This window comes from Bradyrhizobium sp. 153 (genome assembly GCF_023073835.1).
Taxonomy (GTDB): Bacteria; Pseudomonadota; Alphaproteobacteria; order Rhizobiales; family Xanthobacteraceae; genus Bradyrhizobium.
Map to the genome: position 1 here is coordinate 1 of NZ_JADPKH010000141.1, position 17,792 is coordinate 17,792.

A 17,792-nucleotide genomic window follows, 5' to 3' on the forward strand; every position below is an offset into this window, starting at 1 on the left:
TGGCGATCCCGGCAGGACTCGAACCTGCAACCCGCGGAGTAGAAACATTCCGGGCGCGGAGGCAAAATCCGCTACTCAGCAAAGGCTTAAGCCGGCTCCGCGCCGCGCTCCGGTGAATTCTCCGGTGATTGCATCGCCTGCGCGGCATCGCGCATGCCCTGCAGATAGGCCTCCTCGAGCAACAGGCTCAATGGTCGGTCCGGTCCCATGCCCTCCAGGAACGGCCGCGTGCGCCGGCGCAGGAAGTCGCGCTGTTTTTCGGAGAGCAGCAACGGCCGGCGCGGGAAGCTGGCGACGTCGCGCACAGCGCGGCGCTGGTGCGTTATTTCGGACCCGGGGGCTGTCTGTGTGGGGGCGAGGTCGCTCCGGCGCATGGGCAGGGCTCCTAGCGGCTTTCTCAGGTCGCCACAGAATGCGTGCTGCAGAGGAATATTGGGCCGCATCGCGGGCACCGCGGCGGCGGCTCGATCGCGTTGCCGGCGTCATCCAGCTCGACCGTCTCGAACGAGCGGCCGCGCAGCCGCAGGGCGGTCGGCCTTTGCGCCGGCGCCGGTCCGCCCGTCATTGTCGCTATCAGTGCGGCCTCGAGCCGCGCCGCCAGCTCCGTTGCGATTTTGGCTTCGGTGCTCATTGGGTGGGCTCCTGGTAGCTTCACCCTTCTCCCGGAAGGGCCGGTAAGGTGTTTGCCGACAGCTCGGCGAAAGCGCGATGCACTTGGGCTTGCCGGATCGCAGTCTCGCGCTGCTCGAGTGGATTGGTGAAAAAATTGTCGAGGTCCTCCCGCCTCATCGGCAAACCTACATGCCTTCCGATCGCGGCGAGAAGCTCGTTGTAGTGATCGACCGACCCATCCGGGGTGCCCACCTTCGAATAGCAAATGAACCACTTGTCCAAAATGTCGTGGTTGTCCCGGAAGATGACCTTCACGGCGTTCAGGGCGGCCAGCATATTGGCCGATCCCCATCGGCCGCGCTCCGACATTAAGATCGAGAAGCAATTTAGTTCGCGCTCCCGCTGCGTTGTTTCGCGCTTGAGCCGCTCGGCCCTGATCGGTGCGAAGAACGCAAACGCGGCTGAGGCGATGGACACCACAAGCGCGGCAACTGCAATAATTTCAGCCCATGTCATTTGTCTCTCCTGATCTTCGCTCGCAACCCTTGAGCGATTCGGTTCCGACAAAATGCCACGTGGTCGGCGGCCGCGCATACAGGCCTGGGCTTATCCGCCCTATTCACAGCCTCTGCTCAGCAGGCAGGCTGCTCGGGGAGGCCGACCGGTAGTCGTCATGCGTGCGGCTCCTAGTGGGTTTCAGGTCGTCGGCGGCTTCCGTGCGTCCTGGGTGTGGTGCCAGCGCGCGATCTGCTCGGGCGTCAGGCTTGAATAGAATTGCTCCCACGCTGTCCGGAAGGCCTCCTTAGCGGCTTCCAGGTTCGCCGACGATCCGTGGGACCATGCGGCCAAGGGTAGAGGAACGGTGATTGTCCAGGCATGCGCCTCGGTCCCGTGCACATGGTCCTCGGTTTTCCTGATGCGGCCGACCTCGCGGCCCTCGTGAACCACGACGAAGTCGCCTTCGGCTGTTTCGCCGCCGATCACGGTCGGGCGCAGCTTGAGGATCATTCGCCACCGCCTTCAATCAGCTTCGGCGCCGGCGGCGCAATCTCGCGCGCGCCGTGCGTCTCTTCCATCGCCTGGCGAACGTCGTCGACCGTCGCGGCGGTGTAGAACGTCGCCGTTGTCTTGATGTCGGTATGGCCGAGCAGCTCCTGCACCACGCGAAGGTTGCGCGTTTTGCGCAGCGTGCGCATGCCCGTGGTGTGGCGCAGATCGTGGATGCGGGCCTTCACGCCGGCTTTGTTCCAAGCGCGGTCCTTGTGCGACCCGAGGCCCTCATAGGTGATCGGATGGCGCTCGCCCTTCATCCGGCGATCGTTCGGGTTACGCCAATTCTTCCAGTTGCGCTGCGCCCTGGTGGTGAAGACGAAAACAGCGTGGTGGCCGCGCCGGCGCCAGAGAATGCCGTAGGCCTCTTTCGTGAGCGGGATCGTGCGCCAGGCGCCGCCCTTGACCTGGACCTTGACGATCGCGAGATCGAAATCGACTTGCGGCCAGGTGATCAGCAGCTCGCGGCGGCGTAAGCCGGTGATGATCGCAAAGCGCCGCAGCTCGGCATAATCGAGATCCTCGGCGGCATCGAGCGCCTGTTCCTCACCCGGTGAGATCTCGCGCACGGGCCGCTTAGTTTCTTTCAGCCGGTGCTTTTTCCAGGTCGGCTCATTCGGCAGGCTGGCGTTCCAGTTCTCCTTCGCGCGCCGCATCACCCGGCGCAGTAGATCCAGCGTGCGATTGACCGTTGTGGCGGTGATGGGACGGTAGAGGATGCGCGCGCGGCCGTTCTCGACGACGGTTGAATCGCGCCGCTTGTCCTTGCGCCGCTCGGCGACCAGACGCGCGACGCTATCATCGATAATGTCGTGGAGCTGGGTACGGGCGCCGAGGATCTCGACGATGCGGTCAAGGCTGGATTTGATCTTCGCGTCGGCCAAGTGCTGGCCGTGCTCGCCCCACCAGCGCTCGCAGGCGCGACCGAGCGTTAAGGGGCTGCGTCGCTCGGCGAGCTCTCGCGCGATGATGGCGCGGGCTTCGCGCTTTTTCTCGGCCTCGACTTCACGGGCCGCATGCTCATCGTCCCGTTCCGTGGAGCCGGAAAAGCGACGACGGTTGATGTCGAATGAGTATTGGTAAAATTGCGAGCGGCTGTCGCGGTAGACGGACATGCTTCCTGGTCCCCTGTCAGAAGCGCCTCGACGTCCGCGCGGGTGAAGCAGCGGTGCGGCTTGGCCCGGCCGGTGCCCTTGATCCGGAAAGGGAGCCGACCGGCGTCAATATGGCGCTTGATGGTTTTCCGGTCCATCGGGAACAGCCGCGCCAGCTGTGGAACGTCGATGGTCACGAACGCCGCGAAATGCGACTCGAGGGCTGGGGAAAGGGGGGTCATCGCGCCTCCGCGGCCAGCTTGGCGCCGTCGGCCGTGAGCCGGCAGGTGACCTTGTTGTCGATGTCACGGCCCCATTCGATCAGGCCCATGTCCGCCAGCGGCAGTAGCGGCCCGCGCCGGTCCGGGCTCATCCAATCCGTCGAGAGCGAGCGCAGCAGCGCGAGCTGCTCCTCGCTCGGATGCGGCGGGACCGAGAGGGCCGCGAGCGCGTCGGCCAAGGTGGCGCAGGGCGTGGTGCCGTCGACCATGTAGGACCGCTGCGTCGTGCGCGTGCGCTTGAAAAACTTGTCAATCACCAGCAGCCGCGGCTGGTCGATGCAGCGGTGGCCATAACCGAAGAATGCGCTGCCGCCGTTGAAATGCGAGCCGTTGCGATTGAAGCGCCATCCGTTGAAATCCGCTTCGGTGAAGGGCGCGGTCATTGGCGTGCCTTCTCCGGCTGCCGGCACGCCTCGCCCTGGATGGCGCCGCAGGCCATGCAGCTGCCGTCGAGGTCGACCTCATTGGTGTCGCAGCGCCGCGGCGGGGCGTGGTCATCGCTTCTGGTCCCGGCCTCGACGGCGCGCACGCAGTCGAACATGCGGGCGACGATCGCCTCGCAATCGGCGATGCCGATGTGACGCACGCCGCGGGCAATGAGGTCGCGCTGCAGTGCGCGGGCCAGGATGATGCTGACGCCGCTCATGCGATCTTCACCCATCGCGCGTCGCCGGCGCAGTGCGGGCAATAGCCCGGGGTGTTGGTCTGTGACGCTGTCGTCTTGCGGCCGCATCCGCCGATGCAGGGCTCGGCGTCCGGACAGTGTTCGTGCCCGATGCTGTGGCAGCGGCAAGTCGACGGGCGGAAGCGGATCGCCTTTTTCCGGCGCCAGGGGGTGCACTGGCAGGGCTCGCCGCGGAGTCCCTTGTGCTCGCCCTGTTGGCCGCGTTTGCGCGTGGTGCGGATTGCCGGCGCGGGGATCGCAAGCGACGCCTCGAGGGCGACGTCAAGAACGCGGCTGCAGGTGATTAGCTCGGCAATTCGCTCGGAGCGTGCGCCGAGGAATGGCTGCGCGGTCTTGCGCGCGCCGGTTGCGCTACCAGTTGTGTCTGCCACATTTTCCCGGCCGCTGTCGATGCAGTTAGGTGCGTACATACCGACATCCCCACTCCGTAAAAGTCCTGACTCCGTTCCCCTCGCCGGAACTAGCGACGGGGAGTATTCCCTAGGAATGCAACCGCCGCGGGACGCGGAACACCACCCGCGGAGGGGATAAGCGGATTGTGAATACACAATCTGTGTTATCCACGCAAGGCTTAGCATGGACTAGTGTAGAGCTGGGGAAATGGGAATGGGACTGTCAGCGAGATCAATCGGGGAGACCGATGCAACGAGGCGGGCGGCGCTGCAAATTGCGGTGCAACTCCCGGAGAATGTCGAGGAGGCTCGGGGCGTGCTGGCGCAGGCGTCCTACCTGCTGGAAAATTACCTGATCCGCGGGCCACGGCCCGTCGAGCGTCGGAGCGACTAGGCTCGCTTGGCGCGCTCGCGCTGCTTCTTCTGGATGTTGGTGGCTAATTCCGCCGGGAGACCGGCGGTGATGCCGCGGTAAATGTAATCAAGAGATGCGCCGGTCGCGGCGCATATCTTGACGGCCTGGTCGACCGAGATTCGGCGCAATAGCTTTTCGTAGTTGTTAACAGCTTGCGGCTCGATGCCGACCAGGCGCCCAAAGGCGGCCTGGGTCATGCCGCCATGCACGCTTTCCCGTATCAAAATCAGGCGTTCGGCAATGGCTTTGAGGTCTCGCGACATGGCGAGACCGTGCCCTAACCCTGTCGTGGAGCCTATTAGCGCGTCGCTTGGATTTTGCGAATAAGCAAGTCGTGTATACATTCGCCCCTCATGGATGATTCGGCGGCGGGGAAATCTCAGGTCATCAAGACGGCAGCGGGCGTGATCGAAGCGCTCGGCGGGACCGTCGCGGCTGCTCGGGTCGGTGAGACGACGCCGCAATCGATGACCAATGCGCGGACGCGCAATCGGCTTCCCTATCCGACCTTCCTCATCCTGACCGAGGCGCTGTCCGCGCTCGGCAAGAGTGCCGACCCACGGCTGTGGGGGATCAAGCCGGTAAAGCGGCGAGGGGGCTGACCCGGGGCAACTCGGCGTCATGTGGGGCGGGGGCTTCATGGGACGGACGACCTATCGGAACCGAGCGGAACTGGCAAAGAAGCCGGCCGATCAACCGATCGGCAAAGACCGATCAGCTGATCGGTGGTTTCTTCCTATCGCCCTGATATTCCGGAAGAATTTTCCGAAGAAAACCGCCGAGGTTTTGGCCGACATGGCCGGGCTGCGCGATGTCCGCCCGGCCGAGTTGTGGCTTGACGGCAGCCGCGCGCCGAGCGGCGAGGCGCTCGCCCGCATGATCGCCTCGGCCCACGGCGACCTCGTCATTCGCGCGCTCACGGCCGGCTGCGGCCAGACCTGGGTCAAGCGCCATCGCCGCATCGAAACCTTGGCGGCCGCGCGGGCCGATCTCGCCGCTGCGCAGCGCCGCCTCGCCGAAGCCGAACAGGGGATTGAGCCATGATCGACCTCGCTGCGCGTATCGCCGACCCCGAGGACCTCCGCGTCCTGGTCATGCTGGCCGTGGTGCTGGCCGCCGGCGTGCTCGTGGTCGCCGCCGGCGCCCGCATGCTGCCGCGCCGCGAGGACGCTGGCTTCGGCATCCGGGTGCGCCGATGAAGGCCGCCCGCGCCATCCTGTTCGGGCTCGACCGCCGGGTGATCGTCGGCGCCGTCCGCGTCGTCGTCGCCGACCAGGCGCCGAAGGTCATCATGTTCGACGGCGATCCGTTCCTGCCGATGCCCGTGCCGCCGACCTGGTCCGCCAAGGACGTCCTCGCCTACGGCCAGGAGCGGCCGTACCGCGCCGACGAGGGGCTGCTCGAGGTGGCGTCATGATCGTCTGGGCGCCTTGGCATCGGCGGCACGGCTACGAGGTCCCGGACATCTGGGAAAACGAGCCGGTTGCGTTCGCCGACCTCTCGCCGCGGCTGCTCGCCATGGTGCGCGAGCTAAATGCGCGCGACGGCACCAACAATCGCAACGGCTGGCGCGCCACCAAGACCATGCTTGTGAGGGCGCCATGAGCGGCCGTCCCGTCATCACCGTCGACATGGTCGCGGCCGCCGCCGCGCGCGCCAGGGCGCAGGGCGAGGATCTGCGCCGCCGCACGCCGCACTACATCGCGCAGCACCTCGTCGTTTGGGATTCCGAGTGCCGCGGCCTCGACTACACCGGCGCGGTCTCGGCCGCGCAGCGCTGGCTCAAGGGGTTTGCGTCGTGACCGAGCAGCTCAACCGAACCGATGCCCGCGAGGAGTTGAAATCCTACATCGAGCGCATCGAGCGCCTGGTCGAGGACATCGTTGCGCTCAAGGACGATCAGCGCGTGCTGTTCGCTGAGGCGAAGGCCAAGGGCTACGACACCAAGGCCATGCGTCGCATCATCAAGCGCCGGCAGAAAGACCCGACCGAGATCGCCGAGGCCGAGTCGATCGATGGCGTCTACATGCACGCGCTCGGCATGCAGGCGGATAGCCCGCTGCACGTCCAGGTCGCGCGCTTGATCCGGGACGGCATGTCCCGCGATGAGGTGATCGAAGCGTTCCAGATGCTGGTCCCGCGCAACGGCGAGATCATCGCCAGTGTCGGCGGCACGCCGATGCGGCTCTGGCGCACCGAGGACGGCAAGGCCTGCGCCGAGGAATACGTGCCGCCGCTGTTCGACAGCTTCATGGCGAAGCGGAAGGCCGAGAAATGATGCAGGCGCCGATCAACATCTCGGATGCGCGTGCGGTCGCCTTCGACATGTCGGCGCTGCCGGACCTGTCGTTCACACCGTGCCGCCGGATCTGGCTGTCGCAGCGCGAGCCGATCTTCATGCTGGTCGATGCCATCGACTACGCCTGGCTATCGGAAAACATGTGGAACGTCTGGCACGCCGGCAACGGTCGCGGCGATAGCTGGATGCTCTACGCCAAGCGCAATGTGGGGCCGGGGCGATCAACCGTCCGCGCGCATCGCGAGATCATGATTGCGGCCGATCCCGGCCGGGACGATGCGTTCCTAGCCGCGCATGTCGTCGACCATATCAACGGCCAGACCCTCGACAATCGACGCTGCAATCTGCGCTGGGCCACCAAGCGCGACAACGCGATCAGTCGCCGCACGCGCGGCACGGCGCCCACGCTCGAGGCCATCGTGCAGCAGATCATCGCCGACGCCTTGGCAGGCGCGGCACAGCTGGAGGAGGTGCCGTTTTGACCGCGCTGCTCTCGTTCCATCGCTTCGCTAACCTGTTCCCGCTGATCGAGGGGCAGGAATTTTATGACCTCGCCGAGGACATCCGCGAGAACGGCCTGCGCGATCGCATCGATCTGCTCGGCGATGCAATCCTGGACGGCCGCAATCGCTATCGCGCACTGGTCTGGCTGGCGACCACCGGCGAGGTGCTCGGACCGGGCTGGGGCGAGGGCTCGGAATGGGAGGCGCTCGGCCTGGAAGGGCAGGCCTTGTCGGCGTCGGCGTTGGCGCCCGACAGCTGGCTGTTTTATCCGTTCAACGAGGCGACACAAGGCGACCCGCTCGACTACGTCCTCTCGAAAAACCTCAACCGCCGGCACCTGACCGACGACCAGCGCCGCATCGTGGCGGCCGAGCTGGTCACCATGGGCAAGGGCCGCCCGGGGAAAATGCCGCAATCTGCGGGATTTTCCCGCGACCACGCCGCTGCCGCTCTCGGGACGGATGTCGCCGGCGTCGAGCGGGCGCGCACCGTCGTCAAGAGGGCCGTGCCGGAGGTGGTCGAAGCGGTCAAGTCCGGCGATCTCTCCGTCGCCGCGGCGGCCGAGATCGCGACCCAGCCGGTCGAGCGCCAGGCCGAGATCGCCAAGGCGCTGACGCGGGACGCCTCCGGCCGGCTCACCGACGAGGCCAAGAAGGCGCTGGCGCCGCTGATTCGCGAGATCCGGGTCGAGAAAATCGCGGCCAAGAAAGAGCGGCGGGCCGAGCGTGAGCAGGCGTTTGGCCGCAAGGTCCAGGCGCTGCCCGGCAGCTTCTATGGCGTCGCGATCGAGGATTTCGAGTGGCATCACGCGGCGTGGTCCGAGGAGACCGGCAGCGAAAAAAGCCCGTCGATGCATTACGAGACGGCCGCGGACGCGCAGACGCCCGAGGCGATCGTTGCGCGCTGCGCCGAACGCTTCGCCTGCCTCGCGCCCGATTGCATCCTGTTTAAGTGGGTGACGATTCCGCACCTGGCGATCGGCATCAAGGTGCTCGAGCTACAGGGCTTCGAGTACGTCACCAGCCTGGTCTGGAACAAGGAGCGGGCTGGCGCCGCGCGAGGTCCGGGTTATTGGGTCACCGGCGAGCATGAGGTCGTCCTGGTCGGCAAGCGCGGCAACGTGGTGCCGCCGGCGACCGCGCATTTCCGCAGCAATTTCTCGGCGCCAGTCGGCGAGCATTCCGAGAAGCCCGACAATCTGCACGAGATCGTCGAGTTTCACTGGCCGACCACGCCGAAGGTGGAATTCAACGCACGGCGCCGGCGCGATGGCTGGGCCGCATGGGGCTTCGATGCGCCCGACAGCGTGCCTGCTGCTGAGGTCGAAGCGCGCCGCGCGGCCTTCGTCGCCTACCGCGAGGCGCAGGACGAAGCGCGGCTCTGGCAGCACCCCGCGATTGCGGATCGGCACGTCCTGAAGATGACGCGCGATTACGAGGGCGACGTTTCGTTCGATGTCGCCACCTGCCAGTGCGGCTGGTCGTTCCGCTGTGAGGGCGCGCCATTTGATCTCGCGCGCGACCAGGCGTGCGACGCGCATTGGCGCGAGGTGATCGCTCAGAATTCGCAGCTCCCGGGGCCCTCCGGTGAGACCGAGACGGCCGCGGCGGAAGCAACTGATGGGGCCAGCGCCGCTGCGGCCGTCGCGGGCCTGGAGCGCGCGCCCTATGACGCCGGCGACGTCGTCACCATCGAGCAACTCGCCGGCTCCGATTGGCTCGCGCCGGCCGAGCTGGACGCGCTTGAACTCACTGAGCGCGAGCAGCTCAAGATCCTGTCCGATTTTTGCCACCCGCAGCGCACGCTCTGCGATGTGCTCGGCCCGCACTGGCAAGCCCGCGAGATGGCGTACCTCGGCAGCGGTGGCCAGTGGTCGCTGCGCGGCGCCGGCTGGGACCGTCTGCGCGAATTGGAAGCTGCCGAGCGTCAGGTCGCGGTAGCCGATCTCACCGAGGCTTACCGCGCGCCGCAACCGAGCCTGTTCGACGTCGCGCGCCAGCTCGACGATGCGCCGCAAGCCGAAGTAGTCGACGGCGTGCTGCAGACGCGTCTGCCGATCGATGGCGACGAGCTGGCCGAGCAGCTTGCGCTGCTCGAGATCGACGCTGGCCGCGCGATCGAGCCCGAGATGCTGCGTCACCTGGTCGGCAAGAGCTTTGCGCATTGCGGCCTGACCAAGATTTCCGTGACCGACGACGGCCGCGCCTTCCTGGCGCAGCTGGTTTCGCCGGCATCCGTTCAACAGCAGGGGGCAACGCCGTGAAGCAAAGCAAGGTCATGTCGCTCATCGAGAGCGTCATCAACATCGTCGTGGGGTTCAGTATCAGCCTCGCGGCGCAGGTATACTTCCTGCCGCTACTCGGCGTGACCGTTTCGTTCCGGCAAAACCTTCTGTTTGCGCTGATCATGACCGCGATCTCGATCGCGCGCTCGTACCTGCTGCGGCGCGTGTTCGAGGCCCTGCATATCCGCAGGCCGCTGTCGCCGTTCATGCAAGCCGTCATCGCTGAGCGCTTCCGGCAGATCGAGCAGGAGGGTTGGTCGACAGCGCATGACGACACGCATCCGGTTGGTGAGCTGGCGGCCGCGGGCTCGGCTTACGCAATCATGCCGACTTGGCGCCGTCGCGCGGACGACGACTTTGGGCCGGAGCCACCGATGGTGTGGCCTTGGTCGCTCGACTGGTGGAAGCCGCAGGACAATCGCCGCGACCTGGTCCGCGCCGCCGCGCTGGTGATTGCCGAGGGCGAAAAGTCTGACCGCAACCGGGGCCGCAAATGATCCGCGAGCAGATCCTGATCGGCGGCGGCTTCGTCGTGTTCTTTGCCGGCTTCATGCTCGGCTACACCATCGCCTGGTGGCAGCGCGGCCGGCTCGCCGCGCGCGTGGTTGCTGACGTCTCCGGCCCTGAGACCACCATCGTCCTCGGCGACCTCGAGGCGCGCGTGCGGAGATCGCAGCAGTGATCGTCATCAGGGTTGAGCTGCATTCGGCAATAACTCGAAAGGTGACCGAGCTGGCGCGGATGCGTATCTGCAACGTCGGCGGCGACAAGGATCTCGGCGATTACGACGTCGAAACTCTGCGCGGCAGATGCCGCGAGCAGCTGGATCAGGGCGTCCGTCAGCGCGCCGGCAAAGTGCGGGCCTATCCGCGTCTGCGCATCCACGTCTGGCATCTGGTCGCGCGGGCACTCATCGCAACTGGCTACGCGGGGACTCGTGAACTGGAGCAGCCGTCCGACATGTTCGAGGCGGCGGAATGAAGCACAAATGGAGTGAGAAGGTCCGCAGCGACGACGGCCACAGCTCCCGCAAGGTTTGCGAGCGCGAGGGCTGCGAAATCGTCTGCGTCTCGCGCCACGAAACTGACGAGCGCGGCTTTGCCCAGCACTGGAAAGAATGGTTTCGCGGCACCGCTCTGATCCAGCGCGGAGGCGGCACGCCGGCGTGCGAGGCTGTTGAGGTGCCGGCATGAGTAGGCCTATGCCCTTGCCTTGGGACGACGCCGAGCAGGATCATCTGCTGTTCCTGCGCGACCGCGAAAAGCTCCGCTTCAACGCGATCGGGCCGCGCTTGGGCCGTTCGCCAGAGGCGTGCGAGGTCCGCTATTACACCAAGCTGTTCGCGGTCAACGCAGCGAACCACTACGGCAAAGCGCGCAGTGGCGGGCGGCCGGTCGGCGGCGGCAAGCCGCGGCCGAAGGTGAACCGGCCTGCGCAGCCGGTGGAGATGAAGATCCCGCTGCCGGCCGAGCATGGCGGCTATCGCGCCGTTGATCTCGATGGCCTTCGCGAGCGTGCCGAGCTGATGCTGCGCATCGCCGAGCGCGGCCTCACGGGCGGCGTGTTCGGCGACCCGCCGCCTGGCCGGTCGGCGCTCGACGAGCGCACTAGGTCCGCTACGGCCGCCGTACAGCGGCTTGCCGGACGAGGGGGCTCCGATGTCCGCTGACCTCATCCTCACCACACTTTCCGCTGGCGGCGAGCCCTCAACCAAGCTTGCAAACGTCATCCAGCAGCTGGTGATCGAGGCCGGCAAGCTCGGCGAGCTGGAAATCGCGAATTACGTTCGATCGACCAACCAGCTGCTCGGCGACGATGAGGTCGATGCCATGGCGCCCGAGAAGCTCGCCGTGGTCCGTGACCATCTCGTCAAGGTGAAGCGCTTTCCCGCCATCTGGCTGGTCCGCCTCGGCGACGCGATCGAACGCGGCTTGTTCTGGAACTATTCCGACGAGCGCATCGTGCAGATCATGCTGATGGGGCCGCGATAGCAAAACGTTTCTTTGTGCCAGTTGCTTACCGCGTCCAGTTGACTCGAATTCTCAAGGCATCACGTGTCTAATCCTCGTCTGTCGATCATTCCCGCGGGGGCGGTGACTGATCGCTCGCTCGAGCCGCGCGACCTGCAAACGCTGTGTCTGCTCGGCCGTCACATCGATCGCGCCGGTTGGTGCATGCGCAGCCAGGTCCGCATGGCCGAAGAGCTGGGCTGCGGCCGCGCCACGCTGCAGCGCTCGCTCGAGCGGCTCTATGAGGCCGGTTGGGTGGAGAAGCGGCGGCGCGACACTTGGCGCCCGGAAGATTCGACGCCGTCGTCGAGCTATGCATATCGCGTGAAGCTCGACCGCGACGATATCGACCTGAAAGGCCTCGCAAGCGAGAACGACGACGTCGACGACGCGAGCCATGCAGAAATCGCGGAAGTGCCGGAAAATGGGGAGGGGGTGCCCGCTGGTGGGCAGGGGTGCCCGCCCATGGGCACGGGTGCCCATCCTAGCGCGGGCACGGGTGCCCACACATACGCGGGCACCAATAACGACCCCTTAGAACGCCCCCTTAAAACGACTGAGAGAGACGCGGGTGCGCGCGCGAGGGATCGCAAGGAGCGCTTCAAGGCCGAGTTCCGCAAGCGCTGGCCGACAGCGGCTGTCGATGATCGCCATCGGACCGACTACGCCGCCGATGCGCTGACGCCTGACGAGGAGAAAGCTGCGCTCGAAGGCATCGGGCCGTTCCTGGACGAGCTGAAGCGGCAGGGGCGAAAGTCCGTCCCCGCGGGCTGGCGCTATCTCGAGGAGAAGCGTTGGACGCTGCTGCGGCAGGGTGAAAGTTCTGCAGATGGCAGCGCTCTACGGGTGTGGTCCGATGTCGGCAGTCGCGAGCATTGCGCGCTGGAAGCGCTGTACGCGGTCGCCAAGGCGCGGCTGTTCGTAAACGCCGGTAAGGTCATCTATCGCGGCAGCATCACGCCGCAGATCCTCGCCTTCGCCGAGGTCGGCGACAAAGCGTCTTGGCGGTGGATAACCGATCGCCAGCAAATCGCCGCGTGGCAGGCATTCCTCGCCGCGCACGTTTTCGGCGTGAGGTCGCCGCTCCTCGAGCAGCGCGGCAGCGAACACGGCTTCTACGCGCCTGGGCCATGGCCGCCGCGCAAGGACGGGGGCTGGCCCGATTCGGAAGCTGCATAAGCATCACCGAACTAGCATCACGATGACGCATCACAGGGCAGGGGAGAACCTATGACTATGGCCTATAAAATCGGGGATTTCGTCGAGTATGTGCCGCTGCTCGATGAGGTTGCCGCGGTGCCGCTCGAGCCGGAGCGCTGGTTTCTGCTGCTGACCTACCCTCACAAGGAGCGAAAGGTCATGCGGACCTTCCGTGAGCGCGGCGTCAGCGCCTATTTTCCCGTGGTCCGCAAGCGGACCATGCACCGTGGTCGTCTGTGCGACGTCGCCGCGCCGCTGTTTGCGCAGGCGATCTTCATCCCGGACTTCCAGGCCGCGCTCGGTGGCGTCAAGGTCGACGGAGTCGACGGCTACTTCAAGATGGGCGATTGTTATCCCTATCTGAAGCGCACCGACATGGCGAACGTGCGGGCGCTGGAGGCCATGGGCTCGGTCCCGATCGCACGTCGCAAGCGCCTTTGGAGCGTCGGTCAGCTGGTGCGTATCAACAGCGGCCCGTTCGCATCCTTTCAGGGCACGATCGACCGGCTTGACTCGAAGGGCCGACTCAATGTCCTTGTCGACATCTTCAAGCGCATGACCCCCGTCGAATTCGAGGAGGGTCAGATCGAGTCAGCCTAGGTGTTGCGACCGCGCACTGAATGGCTCGAACGGAGCAGCTCTCTCCGGCGCATCCAGCTTCGCACCAGCTGCGAAATGGAAGTTGAGGGGATTCGGAAAATCATTTCATGTGAAATAAGCCCGGCCATCGCGCCGGGCTTTTGCGTGTGTAGGGTGTGCGGTGGCCGGTGATGCGTCCGCCACTGCCCTCCTTGGGCGTTTCCTCCCTAGACTGGGCCGCTTGTGACAACGCAAGCGGCCCTTCCTTTTGTGAGATGCGAAGCGGCGCCAGGGCACGAGGCTATGACCGGCAATGGGAGCGGGCGGCTGCTCTGTTCAAGCTGCACAATCCACTGTGCCTCGGCTGCGAGGCTGTCGGCCTAGTGACTGCGGCCGAGGTTGTCGACCACGTTGTCCCGCATAAGGGCGATCTCGACGTGTTCTGGGATCGTAACCGCTGGCAGGCGGCCTGCAAGTGGCACCACGACGTGGTCAAACAGCAGCTCGAGTTTCGCTTCGCTAAGGGTGCTCTGACTGAGCGAGACCTTTGGCTCAACTCCTCCGCAGCTGTGGCGCTAACGCAGCGCGAGCGCAGTGCGACCGGTGCTGATGGCTGGCCGGTCCACGCGAGGGGGTAGGGGGTGGGCAAAAGTCTAGCGCCTCCGGGCGGGGACCGGCGCCCTACCTTCATACGCAAAATTTTGGAATTAAATACAAAAAGCCACCTGTCATGCGCGGTGCTAAGCCGAAACTTCGCAACGTTGTCCCGATGCGGGCCGACGATGTCGATATCGCCAAGCGCAAGCGCCAGGCGCAGCTGCGGCTGATCCGTAAGCTGATGCCGCGCGATCTCTCGCCGGCGCTCAAGGTGGAATACAAGCGCGTTGCCGAAATCCTATCGGAGCCGTCCGTCGACCGGCTTAAACCCCGCTTCATCGACACGGTGATGGAGTACTGCCGCTGCACCGTGCGGCTGCATGATCTCCGCGCGTCGATGCCAACGCTGGCGCACGAGGTCTACCGGGTCAAAACCCGCAACGGCGACCAGGTGAAGAGCCATCCGCACATCGCGCAGGTCAACGAGGAATGGCGCAAATGGCGATCGCTGGTCGCCATGCTCGGACTCTCGCCGACCGATGAACGCAATCTGCTACCCGGCCAAGGCGATTTCTTTGACAAAAACGATGACTACTTCGACTGAGAAAAAGCCGCGTCGCAAGAAAGCCGCCGCGCTGCCAGCGCCGGCCGTTGTGCACGAGCCGGTCGGCCCGCGCGCGGAGGTCCGCGTTCGCGAGGAGACCTGGCCGATCGAGCGGCTCAAGGCCTATGACCGCAACGCCAAGAAACACGACCAGGCGCAGATCGACCAGATCCGCGCCTCGCTTCGGCAGTTCGGCCAGGTGCATCGGGTCCTGGTCGATGAAGACGGTATCGTCATCGCCGGCCACGGCCGGCTCGAGGCGCTCACCCAGGAGAAGTTCGCCGAGGTCCGCGTCCTGGTCGCTGTCGGCTGGGGCGAGCCCGAAAAGCGCAAGTTCCGCCTGGCCGACAACCAGCTCACCATGGCGACGGGCTGGGATGAGAAGCTGCTCAAGGGCGAGGTGCTCGAGCTGTCCGCGCTCGGCGTCGAATTGGACCAGCTCGGGTTCGAGCCGGGCCGTATCGCCGGCCTGCTCCACGAGGCGCCTGCCGGCCTCACCGATCCCGACGACGTGCCGGAGCCGCCGCCGGTGCCGACATCACGGCGCGGCGACGTCTGGCTGCTCGGCGGCCGCCACAGGCTCACCAACGGTGACTCGACCAACCCGGAGGACGTGGCCCGCGTCCTTGCCGGCCGAACGCCGCATCTGATGGTCACGGACCCGCCTTACGGCGTCAAATACGATCCGTCCTGGCGCGAGGAATTCCGGCCGACCAAGGATGGCGCGCTTGGCACGGTGATGAACGACGATCGGGCCGACTGGCGCGATGCGTGGGCGCTGTTTCCCGGTGACGTTGCCTATATCTGGCATGCGGGTTCATTCTGCGGGGCTGTCGCCAACTCGCTCGAGGCCTGCCGCTTCAAAATCCGGGCGCATATCGTCTGGGTCAAGCAGCGCCACGTCTTCGGGCGCGGCGACTACCATTTCCAGCACGAGCCGTGCTTCTACGCAGTCAAGGACGGCGCCGACGAGCAATGGCATTTCGTGCCGGAGCATGAGGTCGCGACCTATACCGTCCGCGAGGGCGAGCGCGGCCACTACGAGGGCGGCCGCAAGCAGTCGACCGTCTGGAACATCGAGCACATGAAGTCCGAAACCGGCCATGGCACGCAAAAGCCGGTCGAGGCCATGAAGCGCCCGATTGAGAACAACTCCCAGCCGGGCGAGGGCGTCTATGAGCCGTTCTCCGGCTCCGGCACCACCATCATCGCGGCTGAAATCACGGGGCGCCGCGCCTACGCGATTGAGCTGAATCCGCTTTACGTCGATGTCGCCGTGAAGCGCTGGCAGGCCTTCACCGGCCTTGCCGCAACCCTTGAGTCTGATGGTCGATCTTTCGACGACGTCGCCGCCGATCGCGACGCCGAACGCCGCGCCGCTGCCGCCGCTTGATGCGGAGGCTCTCGACGAGGTTTCGGCTTACGCGCGCGCTGTGCTCGCCGGCGAGATCGTCGCCGGCCCGCTGGTCCGCGCCGCGTGTCGGCGGCACCTATCCGACCTCGAGCACGGCGCCGATCGCGGCCTGTCGTTCGATGTCGATGCCGCGCAGCGCGCGATCGGCTTTTTTCGCGACATCCTGACCGTCGAGGTCGAGGAAAAGGACGAATTCGGCGAGGTCTCGACCTATGCCGCGCCGTTCGACCTGCAGGCCTGGCAGGCCTTCATCATCGGCTCGCTGTTCGGCTGGAAAAACAGCCAGGGCGTGCGCCGCTTCCGCCGCGCCTATGTCGAGATCGGCAAGGGCAACGGCAAGTCTCCGCTGGCGGCCGGCATCGGCCACTACATGCTGCTAGGGTGTCGCAAATTGCGCGCTGAGGTCTATTCCGCCGCGACCGACAAGGACCAGGCCGCAATTCTGTTCCGCGATGCCGTCGCCATGTGGGAACGATCGCCGGCGCTGCGTCGCCGGCTGCGACCGAAGGGCGCCAACCCGGTTTGGGAGCTGCATACGTCGCGGCCCGGCGTCAATTCCTACTTCAAGCCGATTTCGTCCGACAAAAAGGGCAAGTCCGGCATTCGGCCCTACTGCGCGTTGATCGACGAGGTGCACGAGCACCCGGATAACTCCGTGATCGAAATGATGCGCGCCGGAACCAAGGGCAACCAGGAAGCGCTGCTGTTCGAGATCACCAATTCGGGCTTCGACAAAAAGACCGTGTGTGGCCAGGAACACGATCTCTCGACGCGGATCCTCAACGGCGAGTTCGACAACGACGCCTGGTTCGCCTTCATCACCTGTCTTGATGAGGGCGATGACCCGTTCGAGGACGAGTCGTGCTGGATCAAGGCCAACCCGAACCTTGGCGTGTCGATCCACCCGCCGTTCATCCGCGAGCAGGTCCAGGAAGCCCGCGGCATGCCTTCGAAAGAGGGGTTGGTGCGCCGGCTGCATTTCTGCCAGTGGACCGAAAGCGAAAGCTCGGCGATCCCGCGTGCGACCTGGATGGCGTGCGAGGGTGCCGTCGACCCGGATAAGCTGACCGAGGCCGGTTATCCCTGTTTCGGCGGTCTCGACCTGTCGCGCGTGCGCGATCTCACCGCGTTCACGCTGACCTGGCTGCTCGACGACACCAAGGACCAGTGGCGCTTCGCCTCCAAAACGTGGTTCTGGACGCCGAAGGATACGCTCAAGGAGCGCGCCAAGTCCGATCGCGCGCCTTATGAGCTCTGGGTGGAGCAGGGCCACCTCGAGGCCGTGCCTGGTCCGCGCATCAAGTATTCCTGGCTTGCGGCTTCGTTGCTGGAGCTGAATGCGCGCTACCACCCGGTGATGATTGGCGCCGACCAATACGGCCTCGAGCAGCTCAACGAGTCTCTGTCGGTGACCGGCGACGCGCTGCCGACCGAAGTCCATCCGCAAGGCTTTCAGCGCCGCGTCGTCGGCGAGCGCGCCGAGGAAGCGCAAAGGGAGACCGGCGCCGAAGATGTGGTGCTGTGGATGCCCGACTCCATCAACAAACTTGAGGCGGCGCTGCTCGAGCAACGGATCACCATCGACGTCAATCCGGTGATGCGCATGTGCGCCGGCGGCGTCGTCTATGAGCAAAACAAATCCGGCCATCGCATGTTCAACAAGGCGAAGGCGACGACCCGTATCGACGGCATGGTCTCGCAGGCGATGAGCATCGGTATGGCGACCACGAACAAGCGCAAGGCAGAAGCGGGGTTGGTGTTGCTATGAGCCTG

Annotated in this window: 30 protein-coding genes; 21 read left to right on the forward strand and 9 right to left on the reverse strand. The window is 65.5% G+C overall.

Going from position 1 to position 17,792, the window contains the following annotated elements:
* Positions 1-86: 86 nt before the first annotated feature.
* The 8 genes from IVA91_RS31940 to IVA91_RS31975 form a co-directional block, all read right to left on the reverse strand.
* A complete protein-coding gene (locus IVA91_RS31940) occupies positions 87-374 on the reverse strand; it encodes a hypothetical protein (RefSeq protein ID WP_247460166.1) in 288 nt (95 codons plus the stop codon).
* Positions 375-397: 23 nt separating this feature from the next.
* Positions 398-631, reverse strand: coding sequence for a hypothetical protein (locus IVA91_RS31945; RefSeq protein ID WP_247460168.1), 234 nt, complete (start codon positions 629-631; stop codon positions 398-400).
* A gap of 20 nt (positions 632-651) precedes the next feature.
* Complete coding sequence (locus IVA91_RS31950; protein ID WP_247460170.1) at positions 652-1,128, reverse strand: DUF6680 family protein; 477 nt, start codon at positions 1,126-1,128, stop codon at positions 652-654.
* 180 nt (positions 1,129-1,308) lie between these two features.
* The gene (locus IVA91_RS31955) at positions 1,309-1,620 is read right to left on the reverse strand and encodes a hypothetical protein (RefSeq protein ID WP_247460172.1); all 312 of its coding nucleotides are present in this window, start codon (positions 1,618-1,620) and stop codon (positions 1,309-1,311) included.
* Positions 1,617-2,777 (reverse strand): tyrosine-type recombinase/integrase, encoded by a 1,161-nt coding sequence (locus IVA91_RS31960; RefSeq protein ID WP_247460174.1) that lies wholly within the window; start codon positions 2,775-2,777, stop codon positions 1,617-1,619. Before IVA91_RS31960 ends, IVA91_RS31955 begins: the two co-directional genes overlap by 4 nt.
* A 217-nt stretch (positions 2,778-2,994) precedes the next feature.
* Positions 2,995-3,420 (reverse strand): hypothetical protein, encoded by a 426-nt coding sequence (locus IVA91_RS31965; RefSeq protein WP_247460176.1) that lies wholly within the window; start codon positions 3,418-3,420, stop codon positions 2,995-2,997.
* Entirely contained in the window at positions 3,417-3,683 is a 267-nt protein-coding gene (locus IVA91_RS31970) for a hypothetical protein (RefSeq protein WP_247460178.1), read from the reverse strand. Before IVA91_RS31970 ends, IVA91_RS31965 begins: the two co-directional genes overlap by 4 nt.
* Complete coding sequence (locus tag IVA91_RS31975; protein WP_247460179.1) at positions 3,680-4,093, reverse strand: hypothetical protein; 414 nt, start codon at positions 4,091-4,093, stop codon at positions 3,680-3,682. Before IVA91_RS31975 ends, IVA91_RS31970 begins: the two co-directional genes overlap by 4 nt.
* 235 nt (positions 4,094-4,328) lie before the next feature.
* On the opposite strand from IVA91_RS31975, the gene IVA91_RS31980 reads away from it, so the two are divergent.
* Positions 4,329-4,508: a hypothetical protein gene (locus tag IVA91_RS31980; RefSeq protein ID WP_247460181.1), complete on the forward strand. Its 180-nt coding sequence runs from the start codon at positions 4,329-4,331 to the stop codon at positions 4,506-4,508.
* Here the strand turns inward: IVA91_RS31980 and IVA91_RS31985 are convergent.
* Positions 4,505-4,873 (reverse strand): helix-turn-helix transcriptional regulator, encoded by a 369-nt coding sequence (locus tag IVA91_RS31985; protein WP_247460183.1) that lies wholly within the window; start codon positions 4,871-4,873, stop codon positions 4,505-4,507. The two genes, IVA91_RS31980 and IVA91_RS31985, sit on opposite strands and share 4 nt — an antisense overlap.
* Positions 4,874-4,882: 9 nt before the next feature.
* On the opposite strand from IVA91_RS31985, the gene IVA91_RS31990 reads away from it, so the two are divergent.
* The 20 genes from IVA91_RS31990 to IVA91_RS32085 all read left to right on the forward strand — a co-directional run bounded on the left by IVA91_RS31990 (position 4,883) and on the right by IVA91_RS32085 (position 17,787).
* Entirely contained in the window at positions 4,883-5,131 is a 249-nt protein-coding gene (locus IVA91_RS31990; RefSeq protein ID WP_247460184.1) for a hypothetical protein, read from the forward strand.
* Positions 5,132-5,168: 37 nt separating this feature from the next.
* On the forward strand, positions 5,169-5,573 hold the full coding sequence (locus IVA91_RS31995) for a hypothetical protein (RefSeq protein ID WP_247460186.1): 405 nt from the start codon (positions 5,169-5,171) through the stop codon (positions 5,571-5,573).
* On the forward strand, positions 5,570-5,728 hold the full coding sequence (locus IVA91_RS32000; RefSeq protein WP_247460188.1) for a hypothetical protein: 159 nt from the start codon (positions 5,570-5,572) through the stop codon (positions 5,726-5,728). The genes IVA91_RS31995 and IVA91_RS32000 overlap by 4 nt, the downstream gene beginning before the upstream one ends.
* Positions 5,725-5,946: a hypothetical protein gene (locus IVA91_RS32005; protein WP_247460190.1), complete on the forward strand. Its 222-nt coding sequence runs from the start codon at positions 5,725-5,727 to the stop codon at positions 5,944-5,946. The genes IVA91_RS32000 and IVA91_RS32005 overlap by 4 nt, the downstream gene beginning before the upstream one ends.
* A complete protein-coding gene (locus tag IVA91_RS32010) occupies positions 5,943-6,134 on the forward strand; it encodes a hypothetical protein (RefSeq protein WP_247460192.1) in 192 nt (63 codons plus the stop codon). Before IVA91_RS32005 ends, IVA91_RS32010 begins: the two co-directional genes overlap by 4 nt.
* Positions 6,131-6,331 carry a hypothetical protein gene (locus IVA91_RS32015; protein WP_247460194.1) on the forward strand — a complete coding sequence of 67 codons (201 nt, stop codon included), beginning with the start codon at positions 6,131-6,133 and terminating at the stop codon, positions 6,329-6,331. Before IVA91_RS32010 ends, IVA91_RS32015 begins: the two co-directional genes overlap by 4 nt.
* A complete protein-coding gene (locus tag IVA91_RS32020) occupies positions 6,328-6,807 on the forward strand; it encodes a DUF2312 domain-containing protein (RefSeq protein ID WP_247460196.1) in 480 nt (159 codons plus the stop codon). Before IVA91_RS32015 ends, IVA91_RS32020 begins: the two co-directional genes overlap by 4 nt.
* Positions 6,804-7,310, forward strand: a complete 507-nt coding sequence (locus tag IVA91_RS32025) for an HNH endonuclease (protein ID WP_247460198.1) — start codon at positions 6,804-6,806, stop codon at positions 7,308-7,310. The genes IVA91_RS32020 and IVA91_RS32025 overlap by 4 nt, the downstream gene beginning before the upstream one ends.
* Positions 7,307-9,595 (forward strand): MT-A70 family methyltransferase, encoded by a 2,289-nt coding sequence (locus tag IVA91_RS32030; RefSeq protein ID WP_247460200.1) that lies wholly within the window; start codon positions 7,307-7,309, stop codon positions 9,593-9,595. The genes IVA91_RS32025 and IVA91_RS32030 overlap by 4 nt, the downstream gene beginning before the upstream one ends.
* A 14-nt stretch (positions 9,596-9,609) precedes the next feature.
* Entirely contained in the window at positions 9,610-10,113 is a 504-nt protein-coding gene (locus tag IVA91_RS32035; RefSeq protein WP_247460202.1) for a hypothetical protein, read from the forward strand.
* Positions 10,110-10,298: a hypothetical protein gene (locus tag IVA91_RS32040; protein WP_247460204.1), complete on the forward strand. Its 189-nt coding sequence runs from the start codon at positions 10,110-10,112 to the stop codon at positions 10,296-10,298. The genes IVA91_RS32035 and IVA91_RS32040 overlap by 4 nt, the downstream gene beginning before the upstream one ends.
* 41 nt (positions 10,299-10,339) lie before the next feature.
* Positions 10,340-10,597 (forward strand): hypothetical protein, encoded by a 258-nt coding sequence (locus tag IVA91_RS32045; RefSeq protein ID WP_247460206.1) that lies wholly within the window; start codon positions 10,340-10,342, stop codon positions 10,595-10,597.
* On the forward strand, positions 10,594-10,809 hold the full coding sequence (locus IVA91_RS32050; RefSeq protein ID WP_247460207.1) for a cytochrome C: 216 nt from the start codon (positions 10,594-10,596) through the stop codon (positions 10,807-10,809). Before IVA91_RS32045 ends, IVA91_RS32050 begins: the two co-directional genes overlap by 4 nt.
* Entirely contained in the window at positions 10,806-11,285 is a 480-nt protein-coding gene (locus tag IVA91_RS32055) for a hypothetical protein (RefSeq protein ID WP_247460209.1), read from the forward strand. The genes IVA91_RS32050 and IVA91_RS32055 overlap by 4 nt, the downstream gene beginning before the upstream one ends.
* Positions 11,275-11,607, forward strand: a complete 333-nt coding sequence (locus tag IVA91_RS32060; protein WP_247460211.1) for a hypothetical protein — start codon at positions 11,275-11,277, stop codon at positions 11,605-11,607. The genes IVA91_RS32055 and IVA91_RS32060 overlap by 11 nt, the downstream gene beginning before the upstream one ends.
* A 102-nt stretch (positions 11,608-11,709) precedes the next feature.
* Positions 11,710-12,804 carry a helix-turn-helix domain-containing protein gene (locus IVA91_RS32065; protein WP_247460213.1) on the forward strand — a complete coding sequence of 365 codons (1,095 nt, stop codon included), beginning with the start codon at positions 11,710-11,712 and terminating at the stop codon, positions 12,802-12,804.
* Between the two features lie 51 nt (positions 12,805-12,855).
* Positions 12,856-13,425 carry a transcription termination/antitermination NusG family protein gene (locus IVA91_RS32070; protein ID WP_247460215.1) on the forward strand — a complete coding sequence of 190 codons (570 nt, stop codon included), beginning with the start codon at positions 12,856-12,858 and terminating at the stop codon, positions 13,423-13,425.
* A 709-nt stretch (positions 13,426-14,134) separates the two neighbouring features.
* A complete protein-coding gene (locus IVA91_RS32075; RefSeq protein ID WP_247460218.1) occupies positions 14,135-14,605 on the forward strand; it encodes a P27 family phage terminase small subunit in 471 nt (156 codons plus the stop codon).
* Positions 14,589-15,998 (forward strand): site-specific DNA-methyltransferase, encoded by a 1,410-nt coding sequence (locus IVA91_RS32080; protein WP_247460220.1) that lies wholly within the window; start codon positions 14,589-14,591, stop codon positions 15,996-15,998. Before IVA91_RS32075 ends, IVA91_RS32080 begins: the two co-directional genes overlap by 17 nt.
* Positions 15,931-17,787 (forward strand): terminase large subunit, encoded by a 1,857-nt coding sequence (locus tag IVA91_RS32085; protein WP_247460222.1) that lies wholly within the window; start codon positions 15,931-15,933, stop codon positions 17,785-17,787. The genes IVA91_RS32080 and IVA91_RS32085 overlap by 68 nt, the downstream gene beginning before the upstream one ends.
* Positions 17,788-17,792: the final 5 nt, after the last annotated feature.

Excerpts from the sequence above, each read along its gene's own strand:
- IVA91_RS31985 (WP_247460183.1), bottom strand. The coding sequence starts at position 4,873 with ATGTATACACGACTTGCTTATTCGCAAAATCCAAGCGACGCGCTAATA.
- IVA91_RS32080 (WP_247460220.1), top strand. The coding sequence starts at position 14,589 with ATGACTACTTCGACTGAGAAAAAGCCGCGTCGCAAGAAAGCCGCCGCG.
- IVA91_RS31940 (WP_247460166.1), bottom strand. The coding sequence starts at position 374 with ATGCGCCGGAGCGACCTCGCCCCCACACAGACAGCCCCCGGGTCCGAA.
- IVA91_RS32035 (WP_247460202.1), top strand. The coding sequence starts at position 9,610 with ATGTCGCTCATCGAGAGCGTCATCAACATCGTCGTGGGGTTCAGTATC.
- IVA91_RS32000 (WP_247460188.1), top strand. The coding sequence starts at position 5,570 with ATGATCGACCTCGCTGCGCGTATCGCCGACCCCGAGGACCTCCGCGTC.
- IVA91_RS32085 (WP_247460222.1), top strand. The coding sequence starts at position 15,931 with ATGGTCGATCTTTCGACGACGTCGCCGCCGATCGCGACGCCGAACGCC.
- IVA91_RS31980 (WP_247460181.1), top strand. The coding sequence starts at position 4,329 with ATGGGACTGTCAGCGAGATCAATCGGGGAGACCGATGCAACGAGGCGG.
- IVA91_RS32005 (WP_247460190.1), top strand. The coding sequence starts at position 5,725 with ATGAAGGCCGCCCGCGCCATCCTGTTCGGGCTCGACCGCCGGGTGATC.
- IVA91_RS32015 (WP_247460194.1), top strand. The coding sequence starts at position 6,131 with ATGAGCGGCCGTCCCGTCATCACCGTCGACATGGTCGCGGCCGCCGCC.
- IVA91_RS32010 (WP_247460192.1), top strand. The coding sequence starts at position 5,943 with ATGATCGTCTGGGCGCCTTGGCATCGGCGGCACGGCTACGAGGTCCCG.
- IVA91_RS31970 (WP_247460178.1), bottom strand. The coding sequence starts at position 3,683 with ATGAGCGGCGTCAGCATCATCCTGGCCCGCGCACTGCAGCGCGACCTC.
- IVA91_RS32040 (WP_247460204.1), top strand. The coding sequence starts at position 10,110 with ATGATCCGCGAGCAGATCCTGATCGGCGGCGGCTTCGTCGTGTTCTTT.
- IVA91_RS31995 (WP_247460186.1), top strand. The coding sequence starts at position 5,169 with ATGGGACGGACGACCTATCGGAACCGAGCGGAACTGGCAAAGAAGCCG.
- IVA91_RS32055 (WP_247460209.1), top strand. The coding sequence starts at position 10,806 with ATGAGTAGGCCTATGCCCTTGCCTTGGGACGACGCCGAGCAGGATCAT.
- IVA91_RS31960 (WP_247460174.1), bottom strand. The coding sequence starts at position 2,777 with ATGTCCGTCTACCGCGACAGCCGCTCGCAATTTTACCAATACTCATTC.
- IVA91_RS31945 (WP_247460168.1), bottom strand. The coding sequence starts at position 631 with ATGAGCACCGAAGCCAAAATCGCAACGGAGCTGGCGGCGCGGCTCGAG.
- IVA91_RS32025 (WP_247460198.1), top strand. The coding sequence starts at position 6,804 with ATGATGCAGGCGCCGATCAACATCTCGGATGCGCGTGCGGTCGCCTTC.
- IVA91_RS31955 (WP_247460172.1), bottom strand. The coding sequence starts at position 1,620 with ATGATCCTCAAGCTGCGCCCGACCGTGATCGGCGGCGAAACAGCCGAA.
- IVA91_RS31990 (WP_247460184.1), top strand. The coding sequence starts at position 4,883 with ATGGATGATTCGGCGGCGGGGAAATCTCAGGTCATCAAGACGGCAGCG.
- IVA91_RS32075 (WP_247460218.1), top strand. The coding sequence starts at position 14,135 with ATGCGCGGTGCTAAGCCGAAACTTCGCAACGTTGTCCCGATGCGGGCC.
- IVA91_RS32050 (WP_247460207.1), top strand. The coding sequence starts at position 10,594 with ATGAAGCACAAATGGAGTGAGAAGGTCCGCAGCGACGACGGCCACAGC.
- IVA91_RS31965 (WP_247460176.1), bottom strand. The coding sequence starts at position 3,420 with ATGACCGCGCCCTTCACCGAAGCGGATTTCAACGGATGGCGCTTCAAT.
- IVA91_RS32070 (WP_247460215.1), top strand. The coding sequence starts at position 12,856 with ATGACTATGGCCTATAAAATCGGGGATTTCGTCGAGTATGTGCCGCTG.
- IVA91_RS32060 (WP_247460211.1), top strand. The coding sequence starts at position 11,275 with ATGTCCGCTGACCTCATCCTCACCACACTTTCCGCTGGCGGCGAGCCC.
- IVA91_RS31950 (WP_247460170.1), bottom strand. The coding sequence starts at position 1,128 with ATGACATGGGCTGAAATTATTGCAGTTGCCGCGCTTGTGGTGTCCATC.